The sequence below is a fragment of the Corynebacterium sp. HMSC076D02 genome (assembly GCF_001813815.1).
GTDB lineage: Bacteria > Actinomycetota > Actinomycetes > Mycobacteriales > Mycobacteriaceae > Corynebacterium > Corynebacterium simulans.
In genome coordinates, this window is record NZ_KV814045.1 from 150,515 (window position 1) to 165,304 (window position 14,790).

14 protein-coding genes and 1 tRNA gene are annotated in these 14,790 nt (G+C 58.8%); 6 read left to right on the top strand and 9 right to left on the bottom strand.

Going from position 1 to position 14,790, the window contains the following annotated elements; translation table 11 throughout:
* Window positions 1–21: 21 nt before the first annotated feature.
* Complete coding sequence (locus HMPREF2935_RS06135) at window positions 22–1,173, bottom strand: cystathionine gamma-synthase (protein WP_070732415.1); 1,152 nt, start codon at window positions 1,171–1,173, stop codon at window positions 22–24.
* A gap of 237 nt (window positions 1,174–1,410) precedes the next feature.
* Between HMPREF2935_RS06135 and HMPREF2935_RS06140 the strand changes: the two genes are divergently transcribed.
* Together HMPREF2935_RS06140 and HMPREF2935_RS06145 are read left to right on the top strand one after the other, a co-directional pair.
* A complete protein-coding gene (locus HMPREF2935_RS06140) occupies window positions 1,411–2,451 on the top strand; it encodes a mechanosensitive ion channel family protein (protein WP_083313188.1) in 1,041 nt (346 codons plus the stop codon).
* A gap of 3 nt (window positions 2,452–2,454) precedes the next feature.
* Window positions 2,455–2,850 carry a globin gene (locus tag HMPREF2935_RS06145; protein ID WP_070732419.1) on the top strand — a complete coding sequence of 132 codons (396 nt, stop codon included), beginning with the start codon at window positions 2,455–2,457 and terminating at the stop codon, window positions 2,848–2,850.
* Between the two features lie 3 nt (window positions 2,851–2,853).
* Here the strand turns inward: HMPREF2935_RS06145 and ald are convergent, their stop codons facing one another.
* From ald to HMPREF2935_RS06175, 6 genes are all read right to left on the bottom strand, one after another.
* On the bottom strand, window positions 2,854–3,945 hold the full coding sequence (gene ald, locus HMPREF2935_RS06150; RefSeq protein ID WP_061924230.1) for an alanine dehydrogenase: 1,092 nt from the start codon (window positions 3,943–3,945) through the stop codon (window positions 2,854–2,856).
* Between the two features lie 231 nt (window positions 3,946–4,176).
* Window positions 4,177–4,821: a DUF8185 domain-containing protein gene (locus HMPREF2935_RS06155; protein ID WP_061924233.1), complete on the bottom strand. Its 645-nt coding sequence runs from the start codon at window positions 4,819–4,821 to the stop codon at window positions 4,177–4,179.
* A 56-nt stretch (window positions 4,822–4,877) separates the two neighbouring features.
* Entirely contained in the window at window positions 4,878–5,306 is a 429-nt protein-coding gene (locus HMPREF2935_RS06160; protein WP_061924236.1) for an acyl-CoA thioesterase, read from the bottom strand.
* Window positions 5,307–5,335: 29 nt separating this feature from the next.
* Window positions 5,336–7,006 carry an energy-dependent translational throttle protein EttA gene (gene ettA, locus HMPREF2935_RS06165; protein WP_061924239.1) on the bottom strand — a complete coding sequence of 557 codons (1,671 nt, stop codon included), beginning with the start codon at window positions 7,004–7,006 and terminating at the stop codon, window positions 5,336–5,338.
* A 160-nt stretch (window positions 7,007–7,166) separates the two neighbouring features.
* Window positions 7,167–7,766 carry a single-stranded DNA-binding protein gene (locus HMPREF2935_RS06170; RefSeq protein WP_061924242.1) on the bottom strand — a complete coding sequence of 200 codons (600 nt, stop codon included), beginning with the start codon at window positions 7,764–7,766 and terminating at the stop codon, window positions 7,167–7,169.
* A 262-nt stretch (window positions 7,767–8,028) separates the two neighbouring features.
* Window positions 8,029–10,149 carry a bifunctional copper resistance protein CopD/cytochrome c oxidase assembly protein gene (locus HMPREF2935_RS06175; RefSeq protein ID WP_070732421.1) on the bottom strand — a complete coding sequence of 707 codons (2,121 nt, stop codon included), beginning with the start codon at window positions 10,147–10,149 and terminating at the stop codon, window positions 8,029–8,031.
* A gap of 75 nt (window positions 10,150–10,224) precedes the next feature.
* On the opposite strand from HMPREF2935_RS06175, the gene HMPREF2935_RS06180 reads away from it, so the two are divergent.
* From HMPREF2935_RS06180 to HMPREF2935_RS06190, 3 genes are all read left to right on the top strand, one after another.
* On the top strand, window positions 10,225–11,190 hold the full coding sequence (locus HMPREF2935_RS06180) for a LysR family transcriptional regulator (RefSeq protein WP_062043497.1): 966 nt from the start codon (window positions 10,225–10,227) through the stop codon (window positions 11,188–11,190).
* A 56-nt stretch (window positions 11,191–11,246) separates the two neighbouring features.
* A tRNA-Arg gene (locus HMPREF2935_RS06185) sits at window positions 11,247–11,320 on the top strand.
* 102 nt (window positions 11,321–11,422) lie between these two features.
* On the top strand, window positions 11,423–12,085 hold the full coding sequence (locus HMPREF2935_RS06190; protein WP_061924293.1) for a hypothetical protein: 663 nt from the start codon (window positions 11,423–11,425) through the stop codon (window positions 12,083–12,085).
* 3 nt (window positions 12,086–12,088) lie between these two features.
* On the opposite strand, the gene HMPREF2935_RS06195 is transcribed toward HMPREF2935_RS06190, so the two are convergent.
* Entirely contained in the window at window positions 12,089–12,274 is a 186-nt protein-coding gene (locus tag HMPREF2935_RS06195; RefSeq protein ID WP_062043494.1) for a PspC domain-containing protein, read from the bottom strand.
* Window positions 12,275–12,420: 146 nt separating this feature from the next.
* On the opposite strand from HMPREF2935_RS06195, the gene cmrA reads away from it, so the two are divergent.
* Entirely contained in the window at window positions 12,421–13,233 is an 813-nt protein-coding gene (gene cmrA, locus HMPREF2935_RS06200) for a mycolate reductase (RefSeq protein WP_070732423.1), read from the top strand.
* Between the two features lie 40 nt (window positions 13,234–13,273).
* On the opposite strand, the gene HMPREF2935_RS06205 is transcribed toward cmrA, so the two are convergent.
* The gene (locus HMPREF2935_RS06205) at window positions 13,274–14,785 is read right to left on the bottom strand and encodes an alanine/glycine:cation symporter family protein (protein WP_070732424.1); all 1,512 of its coding nucleotides are present in this window, start codon (window positions 14,783–14,785) and stop codon (window positions 13,274–13,276) included.
* Window positions 14,786–14,790 lie beyond the last annotated feature (5 nt).

Genomic DNA, 14,790 nt, shown 5'->3' on the forward strand with positions numbered 1-14,790 from the left:
TCGAGTAAGGCCGCCGCCTCCCTAACCCAACGTGTCCAATGCCTGCTCGAAGTCCGCAATAAGATCGGCGATATCCTCGATGCCGACCGAGATGCGCACCAAGTCCGCCGGCGGAACCAGCTCGGAGCCCGCGGCCGAAACATGGGTCATGTTCTGCGGATGCTCAATCAGCGATTCCACGCCGCCCAGCGACTCCGCGAGTGAGACCAGCTTCGTGTTCAGGCAAATCTGCTTTGCGTGCTCCTCGCTATGGAAGCGCGCCGACATCATGCCGCCGAAGCCGCGCATTTGCCGTGCAGCCAATTCATGTCCCGGATGCGTCGGCAGCCCCGGATACAGCACCTGTTTTACTTCGGGCCGCGATTCCAAGTATTCGGCTACTGCCTGCGCGTTTTCACAGTGCCTATCCATCCGCAGCCCCAGCGTCTTAATGCCGCGGGCGGTGAGATATGCATCGAAGGGCGAAGACACCGCACCGACATTGCCTTGGAAATACAACAAGCGCTCGTCCATCTCAGCGGAATTTGTCACCACCGCGCCGCCCAACACATCAGAATGGCCGCCCAAGTACTTGGTGGTGGAATGCACCACGTGGTCCGCGCCCAGTTCAAGCGGATTCTGCAGGTATGGAGTGGCAAAGGTATTGTCCACGACCACCTGGGCGCCGCCCTTGCGCGCGGCAACTGCGGCGATATCAGTGATATTCAGCGCTGGATTGGTTGGGGTTTCCAGCCAAATCAGCTTGGTGTTTTCACGGATAGCCCCAGCAACCGCCGCGGCGTCGCTTGTGTCAACGATATCAAGCTCAATACCCCACTGGCCATAGTCGTTGTTGAGCAGGCGATACATTCCGCCATAAGCATCGTTACCCAAGATAGCGTGGTCACCCGGGCGCAAGATAATGCGCAACAGCGTATCGATGGCCGCCATGCCAGATGAAAAAGCCCGCGCATATTGCGCATTCTCTAATGCGGCAAGCGTTAACTCGAGCGAGCGCACCGTGGGGTTAGCCACGCGCCCGTATTCATAGCCGCCGCGCAACTGCGCCAGACCATCTTGTTGAAAGGTGGTCGAGGCATAAATCGGTACGTTGATGCTGCCCATGTGGCTATCGGGCTGGTAGCCAGCATGGATGGAGCGAGAGTGGAATCCAGAAGCACGCTTAACAGTCATGTCTGAAAATTGTAGACAAAGCTGTCCACTTCGCCCGCGGATTGCTTCTTTAAATTCATTGCAGCACTTAACACGACGCTGAACTGGAACTTTAGGCAACGCCAAGCCCGCGGGCCATGCCCAACGATTGCCCTTTACGTACCATGGTGTGGTTGCGCGTAGCAGATTTGGCTAGCCCATCGTTGCTGGCCCCGTCACCGCACGCCCCTCGCACACTTTCCCCAAATAGAAAGCACTATGAGTCCTAATTTCGCACCGCATATGACGCTCGCCCAAGGCGAGACCACCCCACAAGAGGCAGTAGATAACCTCACCGGCTTCTGGGAGAACGAAACCACTCAAGCATGGCTCGTGGATAAGCCCATCCACGTGGCTATCATCCTTCTCATCGCGATCGTCGGCCACTGGTTGTTACGTCGCCTCATCACGAAGCTGGCAGATAACAGCATCAAAAACGGCCGCCTGAAGTCCCAAGTTCGCCCGCGCCGCAAAGCTGCAAAACAGGAAACCGCACTGTCCAAATCCCACGAGGCGCGCCGCGTTTCCCGCCTGCAGACTTTGGCTAGCGTGGGCCGTTCCGCCGCGGGCATTTTCATCTGGGTCTGGGCCGTGCTCGCAATCCTGGACGAGGTCGGCGTCAACGTTGCCCCACTCGTAGCCTCCGCAGGTGTGGTCGGTGTTGCCCTTGGTTTCGGCGCTCAGTCACTGGTCAAGGACTTCCTCTCCGGCATCTTCATGTTGTTGGAGGATCAGTACGGCATCGGCGACACCATCGATTTGGGCAACGGTGTCTTCGGCGACGTTGAGTCGATTTCCCTGCGCATCACTACCGTGCGCGATATCGACGGCGCCCTGTGGTACGTCCGCAATGGCGAGATCCTGCAGGTGGCTAACCACTCCGACCACTACTCCGTGGCCCGCGTGCAGGTTCCGGTCGCGCTTTCCAACGACCCGGATAAGGCCTTTGACGTCATCTCCAAGACGGTTGAAGAAGCCGCGCTTGACGACGCCATCCGCGACGACCTCCTAGACAAGCCCGACGTCAATGGAATTTCCAGCCTCGAGGTCGACCATATGTCCTTCCGCGTCGTGGTCAAGACCTTGCCAGGAAAGCAGTGGGGCGTGCAGCGCAAACTGCAGTCGAAGATTCTCAACGCGATGCATGCCAACGACATCGATACCCCATACCCACAGGGCGTGGCCTTCTTTGACATGGACGAGGCTCCAGACGCACAGGTAGAAAGCCTCAGCCCTTCGACCCCAGGAAACGAGTCTTAAATCATGCCGTCTGAAAAGCAGCCAGCCAGCGTTTATGAGGCAATCGGCGGCATGGAGACCTTCGAAAAGTTGGTCCACGGTTTCTATGCCCAAGTCCGCAACGATGACGTCATCGGCCCGATGTACCCCGATGCCGATTGGGAGGGCGCTGAGGAGCGCCTCAAATGGTTCTTGGTTCAATACTGGGGCGGCCCGCAGCTTTTCAGCGAAAACCGCGGGCATCCGCGCCTGCGCATGCGCCATGCCCCGTATCCCGTGGACCAGAAAGCCCATGATCGCTGGTTAGGGCTCATGGGCAATTCCCTGGCGGAGATTGATGAGCAGACGATTCCGCCGGCCTATCGCCACATGATTTGGGATCACATGCAGCGCGTGGCGCAGATGCTCATCAATCGCTAGGGTTTAATCCTCCCAATTAAAGGCCCGACGCACCGGCTCAGAAATGAGCTTGCCGTCGCGGGTCATCACACCGCCGGACAAGCCTGGGAAGCGCTCGATGGCACCATCGACACCCTGCGCTGCGACTGCGCGAATATACGGCAGAGTTGCCGAGTTCAGCGCCCGCGCAGAGGTGTTGGCCACCGCGCCCGGCATGTTGGCCACGCAGTAGAACAAAGTGTCGTGAACCTTGAAAGTCGGCTCATCGTGCGAAGTCTTGCGCGAGTTCTCGAAGCAGCCACCTTGGTCAATCGCGACGTCGACAAGCACAGCTCCCGGCTTCATCTTCTTGACTGTTTCCTCGCGCACCAACTTCGGCGCAGCGGCGCCTGGCACAAGGACAGCGCCGATGACGAGATCGGCTTCTAAGAGCTCCGCCTCCAGGGTGGCTGGGTCAGAAATGAGCGTGCGGACGGTGCCCTGGTACTGCTCGTCAAAGCGCTGCAACACATGCGGATCCAGGTCCAGAACCGTCACCTCGGCGCGGAGGCCACGGGCCATCGCCACGGCCGAGGCACCGACCTGGCCACCGCCAATAACGACGACGCGGGCGGCCTGCGTGCCCGGAACACCCGACAACAGCACGCCGCGGCCGCCCTGCGTGGACAAGAGGTGATGCACGCCCTCCATCACCGCGAGACGTCCCGCCACCTGGGACATCGGAGTAAGAAGCGGCAAGGTGCCGTGGCGGTCGGTGACAGTCTCGTAGGCCACCGAAGTGGTCTTGGCTTCTACGAGGGCATCGGTAAGAGGCCGGTCCGCCGCCAGGTGCAGGTAGGTAAACACGATGAGGTCTGGGCGCAGGTAGCCATATTCGGAGGCCTGCGGCTCCTTGACCTTGACCACCATCTCCGCCTGCTCCCAAGTCTCTGCGGCGGTAGGCATGATGCGCGCACCGGCGTCCTCGTAATCGCTATCAGGGAAGGAAGCGCCCACGCCAGCGCCGGTTTCCACCAGCACCTCGTGCCCATCTTTTACGAGTGTTTGCACCGCAAGTGGGGTCAGAGCAACGCGGTTTTCGTTGTTCATAATTTCTTTAGGGACGCCAATGCGCATTCTAGAACTCCTTAAACAAGAAAATTTTGATGGATAAACTCCTCCCCAAAGAGTAACGCACAGCACAAATGATTTCGAGTGTGATTTTTTACCACGGCTCGCGGAGGCCATAGCACACTGCTACCATCCTTAGAATGACGCAAATAAACCGTGGATTTTTCGAGCTCAGCCGCTCCTTTGGCCCACTCGGCTGGACGGCTTTCGGAGGGCCCGCGGTGCTTTTATAGCGAGTTAGAAGAGGGACAAGCGCGTCGAGCGATAAACGCTACCGAAGGGCGCGTCGACGCGTACCCACCGACCGAGGCCGGAGACACGCAGGTGGCGTGGGATATCCATGGGCGCAGCAAAACCGGGAATTAGGCCTAGGCTCGTGCAGGCAAAGATCATCCGCATGGGAATCTCAACCTCTTGCTCCGCACCACCGCTAACCGTGACCACGGTCTGATTCAACAAGCTAGCAGGCGGGCCCATCGGGCCAGAGAACTGGCGTGCTAACTGTTGGCCTTTATCCGAGAGCTCACGGACCACCTCGACGGGCAGGGTGTCGATAAGCTGAAAGCCCGTGGCTGGCGGCAGCGCACCGGGCCAAGAAGGATCGCGGGCTGGGCCTAAGTCCAGCGTCGCAGACTCAATCCCGGCGAGCACAAGCGCATCATGCAGGGTCTGCGCGGAAACCACTGCCCCATCGCGGGACACAACGGCCTCTATGCGGCGGGCGGCGACGACCTCGAACGGAGTGGTAACGAAAGCCTCGACGGTCTGGGCGTCGAATTGACGCAAGCGCACCACTGCCGAAGCATCCAACCCCACCGCACGTGCGAGAAGGGCCCGCAAACCAGGTCCACCACTTAATAATTCGAGTAATTCATGAACCATGGTCTGCGGGCCCTCCTAGACAAACTGCTCACGCATCGAGCCGGATTTGGCTCGCGCTATGCGTCCAGCTTAACCAAAGCATTCTCCGTGATGATTTTCTTTTCTTCCTCGGAGACGGGACGCGGCGCCTGCGTTACCTTATCGATGACCACCTGGGTGCAGGTGACCACGCAAGTTACGTTGCCAGCACCGTCTTTGATTTCCTGCCGGGTGGTAAACGAGGTATTGCCTAGGCGTACTACAGCAGTCTCTACGGTGACGGTGGAATTCTTTCCATCCCACTTCAGCGGGCGAACATAGTCGACGTCGAGATGACGCACGAACGCAATGAGTTCCAAACCCTGCTTGTAGAAATGGTCCATGGCAAATGCCAGGCGGGCCTCCTGCGCCAACTCGATATAGTTGGCGTTCATCATGTGGCCGTACATGTCGAAGTCCGACCACCGTACGCCTACAGAATGGGCGTGCACCTTTTCAGAAGACATTGATTCCTTTTACTAGCTAGTAGTCACTCTTATCGGGTCAGCTTGCGGTGGGTAACACGGCTCGGGCGAGCAGCGTCTTCACCTAGGCGCTCGATCTTGTTCTTTTCATAGTCACCGAAGTTGCCCTCGAACCAGAACCACTGGCCTTCTGCAACATTGCCCTCCCACGCGAGGATGTGGGTACAGGTGCGGTCCAGGAACCAGCGGTCGTGGGAAATGACCACTGCACAGCCCGGGAACTTCTCTAGAGCGTTTTCCAGGGAGCCCAGGGTCTCGACGTCCAGGTCGTTGGTTGGCTCGTCGAGGAGGATCAGGTTGCCGCCCTCTTTCAGGGTCAGCGCCAGGTTGAGGCGGTTGCGCTCACCACCGGAGAGCACCTTGGAAGGCTTCTGTTGGTCCGGGCCCTTGAAGCCGAATGCGGACAGGTATGCACGAGAAGGCATTTCGTTCTGGCCGACGTGGATGTAATCCAATCCGTCAGAAACGACCTCCCAGACGGTTGCCTCTGGGTCAATGTTCTCGCGGCCCTGGTCAACGTAGGACAGCTTGACGGTCTCGCCAACCTCGACGGTGCCCTCGTCCGGCTGCTCCAGGCCAACGATGGTCTTGAACAGGGTGGACTTACCGACGCCGTTCGGGCCGATGACGCCCACGATGCCGTTACGCGGCAGGGTGAAGGAGAGATCCTTGATCAGGGTGCGACCGTCGAAGCCCTTGACCAGGTTCTTGACCTCAACGACCTTGTTGCCCAGGCGTGGAGGGGTAGGAATCTGGATTTCTTCGAAGTCGAGCTTGCGGTACTGCTCAGCCTCAGCAGCCATCTCCTCGTAGCGCTGGAGACGAGCCTTGTTCTTTGCCTGACGTGCCTTGGCACCGGAACGAACCCAGGCGAGCTCTTCCTTCAGGCGCTTTTGCAGCTTCTTATCCTTGGCGCCAGCGACCTCGAGACGCTCGGCCTTCTTCTCCAGGTAGGTGGAGTAGTTGCCCTCGTATGGGTAGAGCTTGCCGCGGTCAACCTCACAGATCCAACCCGCGACGTGGTCGAGGAAGTAACGGTCGTGGGTAACGGCTAGGACGGCACCCGGGTAGTCAGCAAGGTGCTTTTCCAGCCACTCCACGGACTCGGCGTCCAGGTGGTTGGTTGGCTCGTCGAGCAGCAACAGGTCAGGCTCTGAAAGCAGCAGCTTCGCCAGCGCAACGCGGCGGCGCTCACCACCGGAAAGGTTGTTTACCGGGGCGTCGGAAGGCGGGCAGCGCAGAGCTTCCATCGCCTGCTCAATCTTGGAGTCAACCTCCCAGGCGTCGGCAGCGTCCAGCTCCTCCTGCAGCTTGCCCATTTCTTCCATGAGCTCGTCGGTGTAGTTCGTAGCCATCTCTTCCGCGATAGCTTCGAAGCGCTGCTTCTTCTCGAAGATGTCACCGAGGCCCTCTTCCACGTTGCCGCGGACCGTCTTTTCCTCGTTGAGCGGTGGCTCCTGCAGGAGGATGCCCACGGTCTTGCCCGGGTCGATGAATGCTTCACCGTTGGAAGGCTGATCAATGCCGGCCATGATCTTCAGAATGGAGGACTTACCTGCACCATTCGGGCCGACGACACCAATCTTGGCGCCTGGGTAGAAGGCCATCGTTACGTTGTCGAGAATGAGCTTCTCGCCGACTGCCTTACGCACGTTTTTCATCGTGTAGATGAATTCGCCCATGTTTCACCCTTTGCTTGAACTTAGGAATGGTTTATAACACAACAAAGAGTACATGACATGGATGTACCTAGCGCCCCGGGCTGGGATTAGCGTGTGATTTCAATCCCCCGCTTTGCACCTCCCCGGGGCGCCCAGGTCGCAGGCATCCACAAGGCGGTGCTTAGCTGCCTACCGATTGCTCGGCGGGCGCCTCGGCCTCCTCGAACGACTCCTCGGCTGCATTCGCCTTACTATGCGCAGCTTGACGGCGATCGGCTGCGGTGTCGTGCTTATCGTCATGGTCTTGGGTGCCGGCACCTGCGGCCATCGACGCCGTCCTGTCCACATCGACTTCCGGCATCGTCTCGCCCGAAGCAGGTGCCTCCAATCCGTCGGTTTCATAGACGCGCTCGAGCTTGCGGGAGGAGATAACGTAGCGGTTTAGGTCTAGGCCGACATAGAAAGCCTTGATAAAGGTGCGGAACTTATTCTGGCCATCGGGCGCCAGCCAGGAATCGGAGCAGACCGAGCCGACCACGATGACCGGCATTCCGCGGTGCAATGACTTCTTAACGTTGATCGCGAACTGACCCCACAGCTCCACGTCGATGTAGATGAGGTCGGTATCGCGCCACTCACGGACTCCGTTGTCCGCATTATCCACCGGGATGCGGCGGGAGGATGCCACGCGCAGGCGCGCCTTGTACATGTCGGTGTTGACTTTGATGAGCTCGGGTTCGTGCGTGAGATGGCCGGTGATGGTGATTGGTAGCTGAGACATGTGCTTTAGAAAATCCTTTGCTGAGCTAGCGAAACTTGTGAGTACAGGTCTTCCTGCCTCGCGGTGTTTTAAGAAGGTCGTGTAAATACCTTCCTTGCTCGAATCATCGCTAGCGTCCTAGCACTGCCACAAGGGCCGATTTTCCTAGCTGTGGATAACTTGTTGGAAGCATCAACAAAAGTTAATCCCCTGCCCGAAACGGCAGGGGATCTATCCACAAAAAGAACTTCGCTCAGAAAAATAACCGGCTCTACTGCAACGATTACTGCTGCCGGAATCCAGTGGCGTCGCCCTCACTCATGCGGCGCAACATTTCGTTGTAATCCTCCAACTCCGCATCGCCGTCAACCTCTGCCTTGGCATCGTGGCGGCGAGCGGTAGCACGGTCATCGCGCAGCCAGTCCAAAAAGAGTTTGCCAAAGACGATGACTAACGGGAACTGGCCAAAGCCCCACGCGATGCCGCCGCCCACGCGCTGATCCTGCAGCAAGTCCGGGTGCCACGGCAGCCCCAGCGACTCATAAAACTCCACGCCGAGCACGCTCTGCAGCTGCATCAAGTAGACGCCGGCGAAAAGGTGCAGCGGCATCGAGAAGAACAACACCAGAAGGCGCAGGTTAGTCGGCGCGCGGAACGGCAACGGATCCGGGCCGATAACCTCCCAGTAATAGATATAGCCCGAGGCCAAGAAGACCCAGTTCATGATTACGTGGCCGGCATGCTCAGAAACCGCGAACTGATACAGCTCCGGATAAAGGTAGAGCACGTACAAAAAGGTCAGGAACTGAATCAGATTGACCGCCGGATGGGTAAGAAACTTCAAAAGCTTCGACTTAGTTACCGCCACCGCCAGGTCATGGACAGTGGGACGCCCCGGCGCGCCGGGCTCAAAGGCCTCCATCACCAAGGTCAGCGGTGCGCCGAGCACGAGGAAGAGCGGAACCGCCATGGAAAGGAGCATATGCCCCAGCATGTGCATGGAATAAAGCGCCGGGATATAAAGGCCGATGCCCGAGCTCATGATGAAGGTCAAGCCTAAGGCGCCCAGCATAAACCAGGTGGTTCGGACCCGCGACCAGTTAAGGCCGCGGCGGCGCAAGCGCAGCAGCGCGTAACCATAGGCGGCAGCAAGCACGAGCCCCAAAGTGCCAAACATGAGGTCGTAGCGGTACATGGTCCAGACATTGGTCACCGTCGGGGCGTCGAGAAGCTCGTAGCCCAAGAGCACCTGCATGTTGTTCAGGTTCGGATCGCGCGGCGGCGGGGGCGGCGTGCGGCCCATGGAAATAGCCACGCCCACGGTGGCGGCCATCACGAGGATCTCCACGAATGCGACGCGGCGGAAAAGCAGCGGACGGCGCTCCAACTGCGGCATGGTGATCTGGCGATGCGCTAGTCCAAAGACGGCAAGCAGGACAGTAAGCACCGCCTTGGCGACGATGATGAGGCCATAGCGGGTACTAAACAGGTCTGCTAGCTCAACGCGGATGAGCGCATTAATCACGCCGGAGGCGGCCATAGCTACGATGGAGATGAAAGCAACCACCGAGTAGCGGCGCACGGCCGTAGGCATGTCTGGTCCCAGACGGCGACTATGGGCTATAAGCCCCAGCAATCCGCCCACCCAAAGCACCATGAAGAAAAGGTGGAAGAGCAGGGAGTTCGTGCCGTAATCATGGTCGCCGCCGGAAGCAGAGTGACCTTCCATGCCGAGGGGCACAATCTGCATGAGTGCGAAGAAAAACGCAATAGGCTGCAGGGACCATTTCTTAGAAACCAGGCCCAGCACGCCGGCAACAACCGCGATGGAGGCGGTGACCAACCAGGCCTGGGAGGTGGAAATGCTATCCAGCGCCATGCCCATCAGCTGCGGGTTGAGGACTTTGAGGAAAGGTGTGCCCGTCAGATCGGACATAACCAGCGGCACTTCCAGCAGAGATACCACTGCCACGCCAAAAGCCGCCAGGGCGCCGGCGCGGGCGGCGATGTGTCCATCGACACTTAAGCGCGACTCAATGAGACGATCATTGCCTTTCTTAGGAATTTGCGGCGCAACGAGAAAGGCTGAAACCATGTACGAGCCCACCGACAGCGCCATTAAAATCCAGGCGACGCCGCGGAAAAATGGCAGGCCGAATGTGGTCAAACGCCCGGGATCGGGAATGCCCAATGCCGCGAGTGACTCCGCCAGAAAGAACAGGGAAATAACGCCAGCAACCAGCCCGGCAACGATAAGAGCCGCGAGATAGACCGTTGTAGCACCTTTGGCGCCACGCTTTCCACCTTTGAAAACTGTGTTCTTGGACGCTGCGCCCTGCGCCGGCGAAACCGTTGTCGAAGCCGCGCGAGCCGCTGAGCTGGCAGTTTCTTCCCGTTTTTCCATAGGCGCAGTCTACCGCCCAAACCGTCTTCTTACCTAAAACGAATAATCTTTTAAGTTCTGGCATAATTATTCGTTATGGATTCACGCCAGCTACTCTACTTTCGTTCCGTAGTGGACTACGGATCTTTCACTCATGCGGCTGAAGCTCTAGATATGACTCAGCCTTCTCTAAGTCTCTCTATTCGTAAGCTCGAAAAGGAGCTTGACGTTCAACTCCTGACCCGCGGCCGCGCCGGTGTTAAGACCACCGAAGCCGGCGACTACCTCTATTCCATCGCCGCGAAGATGGACACCCTGCTTAGCGACGCCGCACAGCGCATCACCGAGATCGCCAGCGGCGCCGCCGGCAGCGTCTCTATCGCGTCTGCGCCGGAGTTCAACTGGCTGTTTATGCCAGAGGTTCTTCACCGCATGGTGGATCGCGCCCCTGAGGTCAACATTTTCTTGGACGATCCAGAACCGACCATAACCCTGCGCCGCGTCCTCGAAGGCTCCATCGACCTAGGCCTGATGCCTTCGACTGACCCACACGCATTTGCCCAGCGTTACCACAACGAGCTGAACGTCCATGTAGCCAGCGAGATGGAATTCCGCGTCGCCGTACCGGATCGCCTCCAGCACCTGCCCAACCCTGTTTCCCTTCACGACATCGCGGAAGAAACGTGGATCCTGCCTCCACGCAACCCTGAATTCGTTGGCCTTCCAGAGCTGCTGGACCAGGTCTTTGCCAAGCACCCGGACGCCGTCCCTAACCGCGTCCAAGAAATCTCTACCCTCCAGACCGGCCTCCCACTGGTTTCCGGCGGCATCGGTGTGTGCCTTGTCCCGAGCTCGGCACAGGCGCTCAACCACCGCGGCATTCACCTCCGCGAGATTGCAGAAGGCATCCCACCGATGCAGTCCTTGCTCATCTACCGCCGTGAACGCGACCTTTCCCCTGCCGCCAACCAGCTGGTAGATCTCATCCTTTCCGTAGGCGGCGAGAGCGAAGAAACCCTTCTTCACAAGTCCGTCCACTCGGCAGAAGCGGACAAGGCCTAAGACGCTAAGCCCTACTTTTAGTACGCGAGGCTGGCTGGTCTAAGATGAAAGCCTAAGCCTCCATAGCTCAGCGGATTAGAGCAGTGGGTTTCTACCCCATGTGTCGCGGGTTCGAGTCCTGCTGGGGGCACCGCCGAAAAGGCCACTTCACTGGGAAGTTTCTTCCACAGATTGGTGGCCTTTTCTTTGGTTTTATCGGTCTGGCTTAGTAAGCGCGCCTAAAATGACAAGCATGGATATCACGCTGGCCACCTTCGTCACTGCCCCAGAAGAAGCGCTCATCGGCATGCGTTTTACCAACGCATGGGCGCCTTCGCCGGAATACGCACAATCGCGCAACTCGGTTCTGACCGGCCAGTATCCGCAGCGCGGCGCCACGACCCGCATCACCGATATCTTCCGCGAGGCCGGCTACCTCATCAGCGAGGACATCGACTCGGCCCCCGGTACTGCTGAGCAGCCCGTGTTTCGACTGCTCGAGGAGCCTGCGGAGCCAGCGCGGTTGCGCGACGTCGCCAAGCACAGCGTCCTTGCAGTGTGTTCCTTAAGCGGCGGGCCCTCGCCGATGTCGCTGTCGTGGCCGGGTGTTACTGATCAAAAGCTGGTGGAGCCGTGCCCAGAGCTAGTCTCCCCGATGGACCTGGCGCCGACGCTTGCTGCCATCGCGGGCCTTGATGTACGCCCGAATGCGCATCTTTCCTTCGACGGCCTCAACCTCGTTCCCGTCGTGCGCTACGGCGCTTCCGGGCACGCGGCGTTGTTCTTCGACAACGGAGTGCGCATGCAGGACGCGGTGCTTATCGACGACGTCGCCAGCCCCGCACACCACGCCGCCAGGCTCCGCGATGAATGGGAAACCTGGCATAGGTTCATGGGCTTTGGGCCACTGCAGTAGGGCTTAGCTACCTACCGGCATCACGACCCACAGGATGAGATAAGCCAGCACACCGGAAAAGCCTGCCAAAGTGGCAACAACGAAGAGGACGCGCACCAACGTGGGATCCAGATTGTAGGTCTGAGCAATGCCGCCACACACGCCTCCGATGTAGCAATCTGTGGTCGAGCGGGTCAAACGGTTATTCATGATTGTCCTTTCTTCTTGGTGTGTACCTTCCATTAAAGCCTCTCAGCAGGCCACAAGCATCAGGTAAAACCCCGAGAACCACCCTGATGTTTTGCTTTCGTCTACGCTGGTTGAAAACTTCTTTTCGGCGAAAGGACACAATCACAATGGCTAAAAACGCAGGTCTTCCCGCACCCACCCGCAATTCCTATGCGCTGCTTACGGGCGCTAGCCAGGGCATCGGCGAGGCGATTGCGCGCGATCTCGCCGCCCGCGGTTATAACGACATTTTGGTGGCGCGCCGCCAGGAAGTCCTCGAGCGCATCGCGGATGAGCTGAAGACGAAGCACGAGATCGATGCGATCGCTCTGGCCGCCGACTTAGCAAAGGAAGCCGACGTCGATCGCGTCATCGAGTTCATGGCTGGCAAAGAGATTTCCATCATCGTCAACTCCGCGGGCATCGCCAGCTTTGGCAAATTCATGGACCAGGACTGGGACTATGAGAACAAGCAATTCGATCTCAACGGCAAGGCCGTGCACCGCCTGACCCGCGCCGCTTTGGACCAGATGCTGCCGCGTCGCTCCGGCGCTATCTGCAACGTTGGTTCTGCAGCGGGCAACGTCTCGATTCCAAACAACGCCACCTATGTATTTACAAAGGCAGGCGTCAACGCTTTCACCGAGGCGTTGCACTACGAGCTCAAGGGCTCTGGCGTCAGCTGCACCTTGCTAGCCCCCGGCCCCGTGCGCGATGCCGTCATCCCGGAAGAGGAGCAGTCCATCGTAGATAAGGTAGTTCCTGACTTCCTATGGACCACCTACGAGTCCTGCTCCGCAGAGACCCTAGAGGCTATGGCTCGCAACCAACGCCGCGTGGTACCAGGCCCGCTGTCGAAGGCCATGAATACGCTTGGCCAAATCATCCCTACCCCGATTGCCGCACCGCTCATCGGCAGCTTCTACTCAAAGATGGCCTAAGGCACTCCCACCCTTTCCGCGAGCCTGCTTTTGGTGTGCCTTACTCGGCTGCAGAGGAAGAGCGAGCGTTCTTGCGCTCTGCCCAGAAGTCGGCGTTCTTGATGCCCAGAGCTTCAGGGTCGAAGTCCGGATCCTTGCCAGCCTTCTTCTGCGTGCTGTAGTCCTTAAGGCACTTGAGTGCCGGGACCTGGAGGAAGAGGACGGCGATGATGTTAAGCCATGCGGTGGCGCCCACTCCGATGTCGCCCAATGCCCACGCGGAGCCCGGGGTGGTGGTAGCACCAATGATGACGGAGATGATGATGAGGACGCGCAGGACCCACACCAGCGCGCGCCGTGCGCCAGCATTCTTGATCCAGCGGTTGAAATAGGTGAGGTTAGTCTCTGCCATGTAGTAGTAAGCCAGAACGGTGGTGAAGGCGAAGAACGCGATAGCAATTGCCACGAAGGAAGCGCCGACACCGTTGAATACCGAGTCCATACCGGATTGAACGAAGCCTGGGCCGACCTCAATGCCGTCAGGCAGGGAGCCGGCGTAGCGAACGGCGCCGTCCTCGGACTCGCCTTCGAAGACCTTGTACATGTCAGTGGAGATGATGATGAAGGCGGTGGCCGAGCAGACGAAGAGGGTATCGACGTAGACGGCGAATGCTTGAACGAAGCCCTGCTTTGCTGGGTGGGAAACCTCAGCAGCTGCTGCCGACTGCGGGCCGGTGCCCTGGCCTGCCTCGTTGGAGTAGATACCGCGCTTTACGCCCCACATGATTGCAGAGCCCAGCATGCCCGCGAATCCTGCTTCCATGTCAAATGCAGACTTGAAGATGAGGCCAAAAACGTGTGGAATGTCGCCGAAGTTTATGAACAGGATGCTCAGCGCGATGATGATATAAGCGCCTGCCATGAATGGAACGATGAGCGAGGTGAAGTTAGCGATACGCTTGACGCCACCGATGATAATGAAGGCCAAGACGCCAGCCAAGATGACTGCGGACCAGGTGACGTTGACGCCCCAGGCGTTCTCCACTGCAGCGGCCACACCGTTGGCCTGGATGCCTGGGAGGAAGTAGCTGGTAGCCAGAATCATGGAGACAGCGAAGATGATGCCGTAGACCAGCATGAACGGGCCCACAGAGGTGTGGCGGTAAGCCTTTTCGATGTAGTACGCCGGGCCACCGCGGTACTCGCCAGTGTCCTGATCCTTTTCCTTGTAAACCTGGGCGAGAGTACATTCCACGAACGAGGTAGCGGACCCCAACAGCGACACCGCCCACATCCAGAAGACAGCACCTGGGCCACCGAAGGCGATCGCCGTGGCAACACCGGCAATGTTGCCGACGCCGACGCGACCGGCGAGGGAAATCATCAGGGACTGGAAGGAAGAAACACCGGAGTCTGATTTCTCGCCGTTCTTCAGCTGCGCAATCATGTCGGGAATACAGCGAACCTGCAATCCCTTGGTCACGATCGTGAAATAGACACCGGCGCCCAAGCACAGGAACACGAGTGCAGGGGACCAAATGAGGGAGTTGAGAGCATCCAAGAACCCGGCCATATGAG